Source organism: Flavobacterium sp. 21.1 (genome assembly GCF_057801535.1).
Genome location: NZ_JBYNXA010000001.1, coordinates 342,895 through 357,685 on the forward strand (window position 1 = coordinate 342,895; position 14,791 = coordinate 357,685).

The 14,791-nt window shown below is 36.9% G+C and carries 13 protein-coding genes; 5 read left to right on the forward strand and 8 right to left on the reverse strand.

The window, feature by feature from the left end; genetic code table 11:
• Positions 1-6: 6 nt before the first annotated feature.
• Complete coding sequence (locus AC3E9U_RS01530) at positions 7-1,638, reverse strand: hypothetical protein (protein ID WP_488745139.1); 1,632 nt, start codon at positions 1,636-1,638, stop codon at positions 7-9.
• A 390-nt stretch (positions 1,639-2,028) separates the two neighbouring features.
• On the opposite strand from AC3E9U_RS01530, the gene AC3E9U_RS01535 reads away from it, so the two are divergent.
• Complete coding sequence (locus AC3E9U_RS01535) at positions 2,029-2,406, forward strand: PH domain-containing protein (RefSeq protein ID WP_488745140.1); 378 nt, start codon at positions 2,029-2,031, stop codon at positions 2,404-2,406.
• 49 nt (positions 2,407-2,455) lie between these two features.
• Here AC3E9U_RS01535 and AC3E9U_RS01540 read toward each other — a convergent pair whose 3' ends face one another.
• The 4 genes from AC3E9U_RS01540 to AC3E9U_RS01555 are packed head-to-tail and all read right to left on the reverse strand — an operon-like array spanning position 2,456 to position 7,499.
• Positions 2,456-4,495, reverse strand: a complete 2,040-nt coding sequence (locus tag AC3E9U_RS01540) for a protein-disulfide reductase DsbD family protein (RefSeq protein WP_488745141.1) — start codon at positions 4,493-4,495, stop codon at positions 2,456-2,458.
• Positions 4,495-5,799 (reverse strand): tRNA lysidine(34) synthetase TilS, encoded by a 1,305-nt coding sequence (gene tilS / locus AC3E9U_RS01545; RefSeq protein ID WP_488745142.1) that lies wholly within the window; start codon positions 5,797-5,799, stop codon positions 4,495-4,497. Before tilS ends, AC3E9U_RS01540 begins: the two co-directional genes overlap by 1 nt.
• A 19-nt stretch (positions 5,800-5,818) precedes the next feature.
• Positions 5,819-6,193, reverse strand: coding sequence for a hypothetical protein (locus tag AC3E9U_RS01550; RefSeq protein WP_488745143.1), 375 nt, complete (start codon positions 6,191-6,193; stop codon positions 5,819-5,821).
• 16 nt (positions 6,194-6,209) lie between these two features.
• Positions 6,210-7,499: an anthranilate synthase component I family protein gene (locus AC3E9U_RS01555; RefSeq protein ID WP_488745144.1), complete on the reverse strand. Its 1,290-nt coding sequence runs from the start codon at positions 7,497-7,499 to the stop codon at positions 6,210-6,212.
• A 143-nt stretch (positions 7,500-7,642) separates the two neighbouring features.
• Between AC3E9U_RS01555 and AC3E9U_RS01560 the strand changes: the two genes are divergently transcribed.
• From AC3E9U_RS01560 to AC3E9U_RS01570, 3 genes are all read left to right on the forward strand, one after another.
• Positions 7,643-9,367 (forward strand): tetratricopeptide repeat protein, encoded by a 1,725-nt coding sequence (locus tag AC3E9U_RS01560; protein ID WP_488745145.1) that lies wholly within the window; start codon positions 7,643-7,645, stop codon positions 9,365-9,367.
• Positions 9,368-9,539: 172 nt separating this feature from the next.
• A complete protein-coding gene (locus AC3E9U_RS01565; RefSeq protein WP_488745146.1) occupies positions 9,540-10,454 on the forward strand; it encodes a DUF4349 domain-containing protein in 915 nt (304 codons plus the stop codon).
• A gap of 57 nt (positions 10,455-10,511) precedes the next feature.
• Entirely contained in the window at positions 10,512-10,892 is a 381-nt protein-coding gene (locus tag AC3E9U_RS01570) for a DoxX family protein (RefSeq protein WP_488745147.1), read from the forward strand.
• A gap of 73 nt (positions 10,893-10,965) precedes the next feature.
• Here AC3E9U_RS01570 and lpdA read toward each other — a convergent pair whose 3' ends face one another.
• From lpdA to AC3E9U_RS01585, 3 genes are all read right to left on the reverse strand, one after another.
• Positions 10,966-12,369 (reverse strand): dihydrolipoyl dehydrogenase, encoded by a 1,404-nt coding sequence (gene lpdA, locus AC3E9U_RS01575; protein ID WP_488745148.1) that lies wholly within the window; start codon positions 12,367-12,369, stop codon positions 10,966-10,968.
• A gap of 217 nt (positions 12,370-12,586) precedes the next feature.
• Complete coding sequence (locus AC3E9U_RS01580) at positions 12,587-12,787, reverse strand: hypothetical protein (RefSeq protein ID WP_488745149.1); 201 nt, start codon at positions 12,785-12,787, stop codon at positions 12,587-12,589.
• A gap of 84 nt (positions 12,788-12,871) precedes the next feature.
• A complete protein-coding gene (locus tag AC3E9U_RS01585; protein ID WP_488745150.1) occupies positions 12,872-13,330 on the reverse strand; it encodes an Lrp/AsnC family transcriptional regulator in 459 nt (152 codons plus the stop codon).
• Between the two features lie 179 nt (positions 13,331-13,509).
• Between AC3E9U_RS01585 and AC3E9U_RS01590 the strand changes: the two genes are divergently transcribed.
• A complete protein-coding gene (locus AC3E9U_RS01590) occupies positions 13,510-14,739 on the forward strand; it encodes an aminotransferase class I/II-fold pyridoxal phosphate-dependent enzyme (protein ID WP_488745151.1) in 1,230 nt (409 codons plus the stop codon).
• Positions 14,740-14,791: the final 52 nt, after the last annotated feature.

A 14,791-nucleotide genomic window follows, 5' to 3' on the forward strand; every position in this document is an offset into this window, starting at 1 on the left:
TTTTATTTATAGTCTTGGTTTGCTTTTTCTTATCATTGTAACAATATAGGTTAACCCGTTTGCATAATCAGTTTCTGAAGTCCCGCTTATTATACCTGTTGTAGCATTATAGTACAGTAAGTTTAACGGACTTGCTCCTTGACTACTTTGACCTGAGGCATTATCATAAAACGAAAAATAATTTCCATTTGAATTAGACCCCATGCCTACAATAACGATAAAATGGTCAGTTGTATTATCTGTTCCTGGGTTTGGACTACCTGGCGCATCATCAACACCTACTATTACTGGAATTCCGTGTGATAATGCATAGTGCAAATAACTTACACCATTCGTAACTGCGGTTTGATTCACTCCATTTGCAGCAGTATACACTTGAAATGTTTGACCAGCAGCTCCGTAACTTGATATTTGATAGCCAAGTTTAGCAATTTGAGCTTTTGCATAGTCCATACAATTTCTACGTATCCCCGCTGCCCCCCAACCAACAAATCTACTTACTGGTATAACTGGGGAAATAGTTGGCCATTGTTGTTGAGGATTAAAACTTGAATACGAATTCATATCATAACCACCATCAGTATAATCGTCACTTTCATCTTGATTTAAATTATCAAAAGAAGTTCTATTATTAATTAAATAGTCCCAAGACATTGTAGGATTTTGGATTAAATAATCTATTGCACTTAGTACAAATTGTGTACCACTCATTCCATTTGATTCGTCTAATGGTAAATCACCAATGTAACTAGTAATTTGGCTTTGTGTTTCAGGTGTTTGTTGATTCCACCAAACTAATCTGTCAGCCGATAAACTTCTTACAAATACTTTAATGGCTAATTGAGAATCATCTAATCCTTTCGGTGAAGTATAAACGCCACCTGTTCCACTCCATGCTCCTGTTCCAGGACCTGTTCCTGAATTCCCAGTTCCTGAATCTCCACTTCCTGTATCTCCTCCTGTACCCATCGTATCATCTGACCATGGATTTATTGGAGCAGTACAATATGTTGACGTAATTATAGTTGTTTGTGCTTCACATTGCAAACCATTGGGATGTGTTCCATTAGGATATGTACAATTTGGATAAGTTTGAGAATAATATTGAATAGTCATACACAATGGTCCCCCACCTGGGTTCGCACTATACCATATTTTCTCATAATCGGGAGTTAAATTATGTATTTCACCTGCTGGTAATTCACTAAATTCTTCAGGTGTTATATCATATTTAATTAAAATTGCCTGAGTGTCTTCAGTGCTTTCATCAATTACAAATAAAATGTTTTCCAAATTTTCTTCATCTTTCTCAAACATAGGAAATGTATAAAAATATTTTCCATCACATTCAATTAATATACCATCTTCTAAATCAATATAAACACCGTAAGCATCATAGTATTCAAATTTACCTTCACTATTCTTTTTACCACCTTTAATTACAGCGACTTTCTCGTTAATTTTTGATGCTATGCTTTTCTTTACATCCTTAATAGAAACATGCTTCTTTACAATGAGCTTTTTGTCTTGATTCTGCTGTATGTTATCGTCATACAAATCTTTGGTACAACCAAAAAAAGATAAAATAAAAGATGCTAAAAGCAACTTAGCCAAAAAATTGTTTTTTCTAACCATCATACTTTTTCTTACCTTTTTCAATTGATGTTTATAGGGCTGAAAAAGGATTTATTAAACCCTTGATAATATTTTACCGAGCCCCAAATTACAGTTTTGCACAATACGAAAGCATCACCAAATTTGGTGATATTAATATCACTATTTTTAATGATACGCTCTACTACGCGACAAATAATCCATTGACATTTAAACGATTATATATAAAAAGAATTATCTGACAGATAAAGAAATCACAAATAATTTTTATACGGTTATAAAAATAGTTTTTTACTTCTCATAATTTTAAATAGTTATTTAGATGTTTATGACCTTTCCAATTATTAACGCAACATTGGCTTTGAGGATAATAATAATTTCATACATTTAAAACCTTAAATATATAAGAAAATTATGGGATTATTTAACGCCATTATGGGTAATGCTTCGGAAGTAAGCATCGAAAAGATTTCACAGGAATTCCAACCGATCTTAATCAACGGGGAGCATATTGAAAAAGCATTCAAAATCGTTCGAGACATGTTTGTGTTTACCAACAAACGTTTGATTTTAGTAGACAAGCAGGGAATTACAGGTTCCAAAGTAGATTACCAGTCCATTCCTTATTCAAGCATCAAAAAGTTCTCGAAAGAAAGCGCAGGATTAATGGATTTGGATGCCGAACTGAAAATCTGGGTAACCGGAGAAACACTTCCGATCAAAAAGCAATTCGGGAAAGATAATAACATCAACGAGGTATATCAGATTTTAAGTCAGCATATCCTTAAATAATAAAAGCCACTCAATTGAGTGGCTTTTTAATTATATCAGCTTCTGATGTCTATTTTTTGAATTCTGCAATCCCGCTTTCCAACCAAGCTTTGTATTCCTCAGAATCCGGTGTGTAACCCACAGGCTTATTCAAATCTTTTCCTTCGTTATCGATTACAACATAATAAGGCTGTGCATTGATTTTATATCTTTCAATCTGGAAGTCTCTCCATTTCTTTCCTATTGTTGTAACTTCCTGACCGGTAGCTTTTGAAACATATTGTTCCTTTAACGGTAATTCCCTTTGATCATCCCCGTATAATGAGATCAAAACCAAATCATTTTTAAGGATGGAAAGGATTTCAGGCTTCGACCAGACATTTTCTTCCATTCTTCTGCAGTTGGCACAAGCGTGACCTGTAAAATCGAGAAGAACCGGTTTGTTCTTGCTTTTAGCATAAGCCATGCCTTTATCGTAATCCGTAAAAGCAAGGATTCCGTGAGGTCCGTTTTTAGCACCGTCCGGTAATGTTCCTTCACTGTTGGATGTCGGCCCATGGTTTGAGGCAAACGCAGTTCCTCCGACGTTTTCACTGTATTCCAATGGTGGCGTGTATCCGCTCAATATCTTTAATGGCGCGCCCCATATACCCGGAATCAAATAAATTGTAAAGGTTGTAACCAACAAAGCCAATAGCAATCTTCCCACTGAAATATGGGAAAGCGGACTGTCGTGCGGCAAAGATATACTTCCAAACAGGTAAAGTGCCCATGCCCCGAAAACGGCGATCCAAATAGCTAAGAAGACTTCTCTTTCCAATAGATGTAACTGTAATACTAAATCCGCATTCGATAAAAATTTAAATGCGAAAGCCAATTCAAGAAATCCTAATGAAACTTTAACCGTATTAAGCCAACCTCCTGATTTCGGTAATGAATTCATCCATCCCGGGAACATGGCAAACAACATGAACGGTAAAGCAATTGCTGATGAGAATCCTAACATTCCAATGATTGGTCCGGTTCCTCCTCGTTTAGCTGCTTCTCCCAGCAACGTCCCTACAATTGGTCCCGTACATGAGAAAGAAACGATTGCCAAGGCCAAAGCCATAAAAAGGATTCCGATAAAACCGCCACGGTCTGCCTGACGATCAATTTTATTGGCCCATGAATTCGGTAAAACAATTTCAAAAGCACCCAAAAATGACATCGCGAAAACAATCAGGATCACGAAAAATATTAAGTTGAACCAAACATTTGTTGATAACGCATTTAGGGCATCTATCCCAAAAATCGCTGAAACCAACAAACCTAATCCTACATAAATCAAAATGATGGAAATCCCGTAGAAAAATGAATTTCTGATCCCCTCTGATCTGTTCTTACTTTGCTTGGTAAAGAAACTTACGGTCATCGGAATCATTGGGAAAACACAAGGGGTAAGTAAGGCCGCAAATCCACCTAAAAAGGCAAAAATAAAGATGCCCCACAGCCCTTTTCTTTCTTCTTTTTTATCTGAAGGTTTTTCGGGCGACGCCGCTGTTTCCTTTGCTTCAGATAAAGAAGTCGTATCTGTTTTTACTTCAGCTGCTGTTGCAGTTGTTGCAGTAAAAGTATCTATTGGTGTTTCAGCAGTGGTTGCAGTTGCAGCTGTAACTGCCATTGGAGGCAATTTAAATTCAAGGTTCTTTTCTTCCTGAATACAGGACTCTTTACAAACCTGATATTCAGCATGCAGCGAAATCGATTTTAAATTAGGATTGGTAATTTTAACCGTTTGTCTGAATTGCGCTTTCCCTTCAAACAGGTATTCATCCACCTCGAAAATATCGCTATAAACTTTCTTATAAGGGCTTTCCTTGGTTTTTCCTACTAATTCGTAATTTCCTTTTGCGTTTTTAAAGTTAAAAACGGCCGGTAAAGAACCACCTTCCGGATTAAATTGCGAAAACATGTGCCATTCGTGTTCGATAACGGCGTCAAAAACCAAAACTACTTCGGTATCTGATTTTTTTTCAACTGAAGTTTTCCATGAAACTTTGTTGGCAATTTGTGCCTGAGCACTTAAAAAAACAAAAAACAATAACAGCAGGGCGCTTAATTTCTTCATTATTTCAATTCTATTTTTAAAATCGTATTTGTTGTTTCGCTGACTGAAAATCGTCTGTCGGATCTTTTACCAACCACCCAAACTATTTGATTTTCAGAACATAAAAGCCACGTATTTTCTTTTTCGATCAACGAGAACTTCTCGTCTTTAAAATACTTGCTGAGCTTTTTCTTTCCGGTCATTCCGAAGGGGTAAAAATAATCACCTTCTTCCCATTTTCGAAATTCCAACGGAAACTTTAACGTATCTTTATCAACAAAGATACATTGTTTATTATCCAAACGAATGTCACTTTTGTTACAAACCGATATTTTCATAGGAACGACAGGGTTTGCAGTGGTTTCATCAATGTAGTAAACTGTTTTTTCCGACTCGTTTTTTTCGGTTAAAATGAGTGTATTCCGGTCTTTCAGCAGTCGGTAATAGTCTGAAAAAACCTGTTTTCCCGATTGTGCATTCACCAAATCGTAAATATCATCCCAGGCGGTAAACCCGAAAGGCTTCAACCATTGATACAAATACGCCTGATAATTGGGTAAAATCATCAGTTCGGGAAGGTTTATCCTTTTCTCATTATCAATGTCCTCCACTACTTTCCGGTACACAATTCGCGAAGCATCATCAACCATGGATTCCGACTGTTGCAGATTTTCAAGTGTCTGCAAAAACGAATCTGAAAAACCCGGATTCAGTTCTTTTAAAATTGGAATGACTTTGTGACGAAGTTTGTTGCGAAGGTATTTGTCGGACGCATTGCTGCTGTCTTCCCGCCATTCGATTTGATTTTCATCAGCATAATTTTCAATTTCTTCACGGGTAAAAATCAAAAACGGACGAACGATCTTATCGTTTTGCTGCGGAATCCCGGTCAGTCCGTCCAAGCCGGTTCCTCTAGTAAAATTGATTAAAAATGTTTCAATGGAATCATCCAAATGATGGGCTGTAAGCAAATAATCGAATCCTTCTTTTTCCAACAATTCATTAAACCAATCGTACCGAAGTTGGCGCGCGGCAACCTGAATGGATAGTTTATTTAAACTGGCATATTCGCTTGTATTAAAATAATTTACAAAAAACTCAATATTGTTTTTAAGACATACTGATTTTACAAATTCCGTGTCACCGTCACTTTCATTTCCGCGCAAATTAAAATTGCAATGCGCTACCGAAATATCCAAATCAGACTCCTTTAAAAGGTGTAACAAAACCATACTATCAATACCGCCGCTAACAGCAAGCAATAACCTTTTGCTTCTAAAAAAAGGAAGAATTTTATTGATATGATCCTGAAACTTTTGTAGCATTTTTTATAATTAGTTGTAATTACTGTTTGTCTATTTTATGTTTTTTGTAAAATTCTTTTCTGTTATAAAGAAAGGTATTTAAATCTGTTTTTGATCTTCTGATAATTAATTTTATTCTGGTATCCCGTTCCATTTTATCCTCATCTTCCATCCTTTTTTTCCTATCGACACGCTCTTTTTTAAATTCATAATAAGTCCAAGCAGAAAACAATAAAATTGAAATCCCAACAAGCATTGCTCCGTTCCCATCTATGGTTCCATAACCTAAGCCACCAGATTTACTGAAAGTATAACTTCCTGCAATTGTCTCAGTAAGTTTAAGATAAACACCAATTAATGAGATGATAATCCCACCAATTAACGAAACTAAAAATAAAACTTTCTGACCGAACATTTTTTGATCTTTATAGTTACTCTGATAAAACTTCTCTCATTGCTTTTGCCTTCAACAAACATTCTTCATACTCATTTTCAGGTTTCGATTCCGCTGTTATGGCGCTTCCTACTGAAAAAGAAACATATTTTTCTTTTGAGTTATAGAGAATACTACGGATAACCACATTGAAATCGAGGTCGTTACCCGGAGTGAAATACCCCACTGCCCCACTGTACAAGCCCCGTTTTGTTTCTTCCAGGTCCTCGATGATTTTCATTGCCGAAATTTTTGGCGCCCCGGTCATGCTTCCCATCGGAAAAGTTGTTTTGATGATCTCTGCAAGCGAAGTTGATTCCTCTACCTCTGAAACTACGGTAGAAATCATCTGATGAACTTGTTTAAAGGTATAAATTCCGCATAATTCTTCTACTTGTACCGAACCTTTGGTAGCGGTGTGCGATAAATCATTACGTACTAAATCGACTATCATTATGTTCTCTGAGCGTTCTTTCGGATTTTGGATCAATTCCGTTTTGGATTGTTCGTCCAGTTCTGCATCAATAGATCTTTTCGCTGTCCCTTTTATAGGCTGGGAAATGATTTTAAGGCCTTCCTTCCGGAGATAGCGTTCCGGAGAAGCCGACAACAGGTAATTGGTGTTGTTTTTAAAGAACACAGCAAAAGGCGGTTCTGAAATAGCATTCAGTTTTTCATAAATTCCTAATGGATCAATCGTGGCATTTTCAGCAAAAAATTCCATGCAGAAATTAGCCTCATAAATATCGCCGCGATGAATTCGGGAAAGCATTTCGGTTACTTTTTCAAGATAGTTTTCTTTTGAAATACGTTGCCGGATAGTTACAGATGTTTGACTTATCCCTTTTATCTTATCCCTTTTTTCTATTTCAATCCAATCTTCTTCAAGCTCGTCGTCACACATATTCAGATAGCGGATTTCCAAGTCATTTCCTTTCAATAAAAAAAGCTTCTTCGGCTGAAAGAAAAACAGATCCGGGAATTGCAAGCCGTCAAAATTCTGAGACTTTAAATCTTCTGTAGCATTCTTTAAATCATATGCCAAATAACCAAACAACCAGTCTTTTGCTTGTTGCTGGTATTGTTTTAAATCCTCAAAGGCGTTCTGATAATCGGTTTTAATTGACGTGAATGCATCAGCAGCCAAAACCACATCGTAGCTGGTGTATTGTTGCGGATAATTATTACTGTCCAGAAAAACGATTTCCCTGAACTGTTGTGCCCATGACAACAAATTCGCTTTAAAGGAATTAGGTTCTGAAATATGCTTAAAAACAGAAGTTCTCAAAGAGTATGATTTAAACGGTAAATGTACTGCTTAACTGGAAAGTGTGCAAAGAAATCACCAAGTTCCAAATAACCTCCGATCCACCTCTGTAATTCATTGATTTTAAGTAACTTTATGTGAATTTTCACACTAAAACCGTAACCATGAGAAAAACTGCTTTACTTCTGATCGTTATCTCTGCCCTATTCTTTTCGTGTAAAAAAACTAATCCTGAAACGGAAGAAAAACCGATAGCCGCTAAAAACAGTATGAGCTGTGCTCCTCCCGTTGTCGATGCCGAATGGTATACTTCTGATAAAAAAGCGCCATTATTCAAGGGAATGGATGTCGTTAGTTATCCTATAACTACCAAGAATCCTGAGGCTCAAAAGTACTTCAATCAGGGATTAGCACTTGCTTACGGATTTAATCATGCGGAGGCCGCCCGTTCTTTTTATTATGCCACAAAACTTGATCCTGAATGCGCTATGGCCTTTTGGGGATTTGCTTATGTACTTGGCCCGAATTACAATGCGGGAATGGAGCCTGATAATTACGAAAGAGCTTATAAAGCCATTCAGCAAGCCATAAAACTGCAGGATAAAGCAACTGAAAAAGAAAAGGCGTTAATCAATGCCTTATCAAAACGATATGTAGCCAAACCCGTTGAAGACCGCCACAAGTTAGACGTTGCCTATTCTGATGCGATGAAAGAAGTCAACAGTAAATATCCGGATGACACCAATATCAATGCCTTATACGCTGAGTCGGTGATGGATCTGCATCCGTGGGATTTGTATGAGAAAAATGGAACTCCAAAACCCTGGACTCCCGAAATCGTTGGTCTGATGGAAAAAATTCTGAAGAAAGATCCTAAACATATTGGTGCAAATCATTTTTATATTCATGCAGTAGAGGCTTCCAATACGCCACAACGCGGTTATGCGGCTGCTAAATTCTTTGATGATGGAAATGCTGCTTCTTTTGGACATTTAGTGCATATGCCATCACACATCTATATCCGAACCGGAGATTATCACAAAGGAACCATGGCCAATATAAATGCCTGCAAAGTGGACAGTGCTTATGTAACCATGTGTCACGCACAGGGTGCTTATCCCATCGGTTATTATCCTCATAATTATCATTTTATGGCAGGTACGGCAACTTTGGAAGGCAATTCGAAATGGGCAATTCTTGGCGCCAATGAAACGGCTAAATTGGTACATCCCAAAAACATGATCGTGCCGGGATTGACAACGTTACAGCATTATTACATGATTCCGTATTTTGTTAATGTGAAATTTGGAAAATGGGATGACATCCTGAAAATGAAATTGGTTTCCGATACCCTGAAATATCCGAAAGCCATTTCACATTACGCCAGAGGAATGGCATATTTAGGCAAAAACGATTTACGTAAAGCGAAAGCCGAGTTGATTCGCCTGCAAGTGTTGGCCAATGATAAATCGTTGGAAAAAATGACCATCTGGCAAATCAATTCGATGAGTTCCATTGTGAATATCGCGACCAAAGTATTAAACGCTGAAATTTTAGCCAGAGAAGGCGATTACACACAAAGCATTCATCTGCTTCAAAAAGCCATTGCCATCGAAGACGGACTGAATTACAACGAACCACCGGATTGGTATTTCTCCGTACGTCATCATTTGGGAGCCATTTTCATTGAAGACGGCAAATACAATGAAGCCATTAAAGTGTATGAAGAAGATCTGAAACGATTACCAAAAAACGGCTGGGCTTATCACGGATTGAAATTGGCTTATGAAAAACTCAACAATCAGGCAAAAGTCAAAGAAATGGAACAACTGATTGCAAAAAGCTGGGCAACTGCAGATATAACCATTACTACTTCAAGAATAAAATAACCTTCAAAAAAATAAATTTTTCCTTAATTCCGGATTCCGAAATTTCTGGCACGGTTTTTATTGGCATCAAAACTATAAAAATCACTAATTTAAAAAGCCGGACGCTATTGACTGAAAATTACTATTACCACTTTACGAAGTAACATTAATTAACCCTTTAAATAGTAATTTTATGAAAACAGTCACTCGTGTTGGCTTGGCTTTGCTTGTAATTGGCTTGGCCGCTTCCTGTAAACAAGGAGCAAAAGAAGAAGAAATCATGTACGGAGAATCTGCTGAATCTGCTGCAACGGATTCAACTGCGGTCGTCTCATCATCGGCAGCCGTTGAAAAGAAAGATTCAGGAAGGAAATTCGTGAGGACCGCCGACATAAAATTCAAAGTCAAGAATGTTGCTAAATCGACCTATGTTATTGAAGATGCAACAACCAAATTTGGAGGATTTGTTACCTATACCAACCTGCAGAGTGAGATTTCGGAAAAAAATGAGACTAAAGTCAGTCAGGACAGCATACTGCAAACCACGAAATATCAGGTTAAGAATGACATCACCATCCGCGTTCCCAATACCAAATTGGATACGGTAATCAAAACAATTGCGAAACAAATTGACTTTCTGGATTACAGAGTTATAAAGGCTGATGATGTTTCTTTGCAGATGCTGGCTAATAAATTGGAGCAAAACCGCTTGAATTCCAACGAAAAAAGACTGGAAAAAGCGATTGATTCCAAAGGACAGAAACTGAACTCGATCACTAATGCTGAAGATCATCTTGCCAATAAAAAAGAACAGAATGACAACAGTAAACTGCGCGATCTTTCATTGAATGATCAAGTGAATTTCAGTACGCTAACCCTGCAGATTTATCAAAACGAAGCGGTTAAACACGAAATGTTGGCCAGTGACGAAAGTATTGATTCTTATCGTCCGCATTTAGGATTACAATTATGGGATTCCTTAAAAACAGGTTGGTACTTCCTTGAAAATATCCTTGCTTTTATTGTGCGTTTATGGGGCTTATTCCTGATTCTTTTCGGAGGTTATTTTATTTACAAAAAATACTACAAAACAAAGAACAAATCGTAACACATTGTTATTTAATTCCTTAACTTTGAAGTAGAAATCTTTAAAAATCTGAAAGTTATGAAAGTCGCAACTATTATCATCAGGGTACTTTTGGGGTTACTGCTGCTGTTTGCTTCCATTTCGTACTTTTTAACATTTAACAAGCAGCCGGAACTTACGGGTGACCTGAAAACTGTTTTTGAAGGATTCAAAGCCACAAAATATTTATTGACATTAGTAAAAATAGTCGAATTACTTAGCGGTTTATCTTTTCTGACCGGAAAGTTCATTAAGTTATTCAGTCTTGTATTTTTACCGGTTTCCATCAATATTTTGCTTATCAATGTTTTTTTGATTCACTCGGGATTTTCGATAGCAATAGCAATCTTTGTTTTCTTAAGTAACATCTTCCTGATTTACAGAAGTTGGGAAAGTTATAAAGGAATATTTGGCAGTTAATGAATAACCAAAAAAAGAAAACCCATCCCGTTACTATTAAAGGGATGGGTTTTTATTTAAATCAAACTTTGAATTACACGTGTAACGCTCTGTTATCTGTAGCTGCCAATGCCGCTTCTTTGATAGCTTCTGCGAAAGTTGGGTGTGCGTGAGACATTCTTGAAATATCTTCAGCAGATGCACGGAATTCCATAGCTGTTACTGCTTCTGCAATTAAATCCGCTGCACGGGCTCCGATCATATGGATACCTAATACTTCATCTGTTTTAGCATCAGCAAGGATTTTCACGAAACCTTCGATATCCGCACTTGCACGGGCACGACCTAACGCTTTGAATGGGAAACTTCCTGATTTGTAAGCTACTCCTGCTTCTTTTAATTGCTCTTCAGTTTTACCAACTGCAGCAACTTCCGGCCAAGTATAAACTACACCAGGAATTAAGTTATAATCGATGTGAGGTTTCTGGCCCGCTAAATATTCAGCTACCATCACTCCTTCTTCTTCTGCTTTGTGTGCTAACATTGCTCCGCGAACTACATCACCGATTGCATAAATGTTTGAAGCTGATGTCTGTAAATGATCGTTTACTTCAACCTGACCTCTTTCTGTAATTTTAACGCCGGCTTTATCAGCATTTAATCCGTCTGTATAAGGACGACGACCTACTGATACCAAAGCATAATCACCTTCTAAAGTGATAACTTCACCTTTAGCGTTTTCAGCTTTCACCACTACACCTTCTCCAGCTCTGTCAACAGCTTGTACTTTGTGGGAAGTATAGAATTTCATTCCTTGTTTTTTCAACACTTTTGTCAATTCTTTAGACAAACCTCCGTCCATCCCCGGTATGATTCTGTCCATGAACTCAACAACAGAAACCTGAGCGCCTAAACGCAAGTATACCTGACCAAGCTCTAATCCGATAACTCCACCACCTATAATTACAAGGTGTTTTGGAACTTCTTTTAATTTTAAAGCTTCAGTTGAAGTAATAATTCTTTCTTTATCAATTTTGATAAATGGCAAAGAAGATGGTTTTGAACCTGTTGCAATGATAACGTTTTTAGTCTCAACTTTCTCAACAGAACCGTCCGCTTTAGTAACATTAACCGTAGTTGCGTTTTCGAATGAACCTACACCTTCAAAAACAGTGATGTTGTTTTTGTCCATCAAATATTTTACACCACCTGAAGTCTGGTCTACAACCGCCTGTTTGCGCGCAACCATTTTCTCAAGGTTTACTTTTACATCTCCGGAAACTTCGATACCGTGATCTGCAAAGTGCTGTAATTCTTCATAATGATGGGAAGAAGCTAACATTGCTTTAGAAGGAATACATCCCACATTCAAACAAGTTCCTCCTAAGGTTGAATATTTTTCGATGATGGCAGTTTTCATTCCCAACTGTGCGCAACGGATTGCTGCTACATACCCGCCGGGACCTGAACCAATAACAACTACGTCAAATGAACTCATAGTATTTATTTTATGATGTGTTTTTAAAAAATTTAGAGTGACAAAATTAAGGAATTTTGTTTATACGGAGTTCGATTATTTAGGAAAATAAAGATGATTCCTTTTTTTAGACAGAACAACTGTCTTCCGTTTTAAATAAGCCAAAAACACAAAAAAAACCCTAAAATTTCTTTTAGGGCTTCTCTTTCTTTGGGACAAAACGATTATAACGACTGAATTATATTTCGTCTTTACAAGTATAAACCTGTGGGCAAGCGATGTATTCTACGCAATAAGCAGGTCCGGTAACGGCTCCGCTGCATGAACAACCGCATAGTGATAAATCCGGATTTCCGCCTTTTCCTGATCCGATTATCATTTTCTGACTTTCTTCTGAAAGCACTTCAGCTCCCTGAATGTTTAACAATCTTGATTTCATAAAAAAATTACTTTTTGATTAATAAATATAAAAGTAATCCAATATTTACAAAAAACAAATATTTTTAAAAAAAATTGTAATCTTTTACATATGAAAAGCAGTTGTATTTTTTACTTCACCAATCATAAAAGTACTGTGCGTACTTCCTATATGCTGTAATGTTGTTAGTTTAGTAATGATAAATTCACGGTATTCTTCCATGTCTTTTACGCAAACCTTAAGGATGTAATCATAATCACCGCTCACATGGAAACATTCCAAAACCTCATTAAGCTGGACAACTTCTTTCTCAAACTGATTGATGAATTCCTTTGTATGCTGCAATAATTTCAAATGACAGAAAACCACAAACCCTTTGTCGATTTTATTTCTGTTTACCAAAGCAACATATTTATCAATAATGCCTTCTTTTTCCAGCTTTTTAATGCGTTCGTACACAGCGGTAACTGAAAGATTTAACTTCGTGGAAAGCTCTTTTGTGGTCTGCTTACTGTCTGCTTGCAGCAACTTCAGTAATTTTTTATCGATTGCATCAAATGTCATCGGAAGAATATTTTTTGGTTTACAGGCCAAATTTAACAAATAGAATTTAAATATAATCTTTAAAAATTAACTTTTATAGTTTTATTATCTAATTACAATCCTATCTATTGATTTTTTTTCACAAATAACCTTATTTTGGCTTTTTTATAACTAAAAACATCACAATAAAGATATTTATCATGGAAAAATTCAATCCGGCAGATAAAATTCAGGATTTACAATATTTTGGAGAATTCGGAGGCGTAAACCCTTCTATTTCTGACAGCTCAACTTATACTTTCCTTTCAGCTAAGACAATGTTTGATACTTTTGAAGGTAATGCTGAAGGTTGTTACTTATATTCCCGCCATTCCTCACCAAGTAATTTGTACTTAGACAAAGCTTTGGCTGCAATGGAAGGAACTGAAAGCGCTAACGTAGCAGCTTCAGGAATGGGCGCTATCACTCCTACTTTATTACAGTTGTGCGGGAACGGTGATCATATTGTTTCAAGCCGTACTATTTATGGAGGAACTTATGCTTTCCTTAAAAATTTCGCACCTCGTATGGGCGTGAAAACGACTTTTGTTGATATTACAAAATTAGATGTAGTTGAGGCTGCCATTACTCCGGACACAAAAGTATTGTACTGTGAAACGGTAAGTAATCCGCTATTGGAAGTGGCTGATCTTGCATCTTTGGCTAAAATCGCAAAGAAACACAACCTTAAATTGGTTGTTGACAATACTTTTTCTCCATTATCTGTGGCACCGATAAAATTAGGTGCGGATATTGTAATCCACAGTTTGACAAAATACATCAACGGAAGCAGTGATACTGTTGGTGGTGTGGTTTGTGCTTCTCAGGAATTCATAAATGACCTTAAAAATGTAAATGACGGTGCGAGCATGTTATTAGGTCCGACTATGGACAGTTTACGTTCGGCTTCTGTAATGAAAAACCTTCGTACGCTTCATATCCGAATCAAACAGCACAGTTACAATGCACAATATTTGGCAGAGAAATTCGAAGCAGACGGAATTAAAACGGTTTATCCGGGATTGAAATCGCATCCTAGTCATGAGATTTACAAAACCATGATCAATCCGGAATACGGTTTTGGAGGAATGATGACCATTGATGTGGGATCATTAGACAAAGCCAATGCTTTAATGGAATTGATGCAGGAAAGAAACCTGGGTTATTTAGCAGTGAGTTTAGGATTTTACAAGACTTTATTCAGTGCACCGGGAACTTCCACATCTTCTGAAATTCCGCTTGACGAACAAAAAGAAATGGGACTGACTGACGGATTAATTCGTTTCTCCATCGGTCTGGACAATGATATTGAAAGAACCTACAACATGATGAAAGACTGCATGAAGGAACTTTCAATTCTGAACGATGAACTTAGTATTAGAAATAATTAAGTTTTTTTGGTTAAATGTTATGAGCCGCTTTTGAGTAATCATTAGCGGTTTT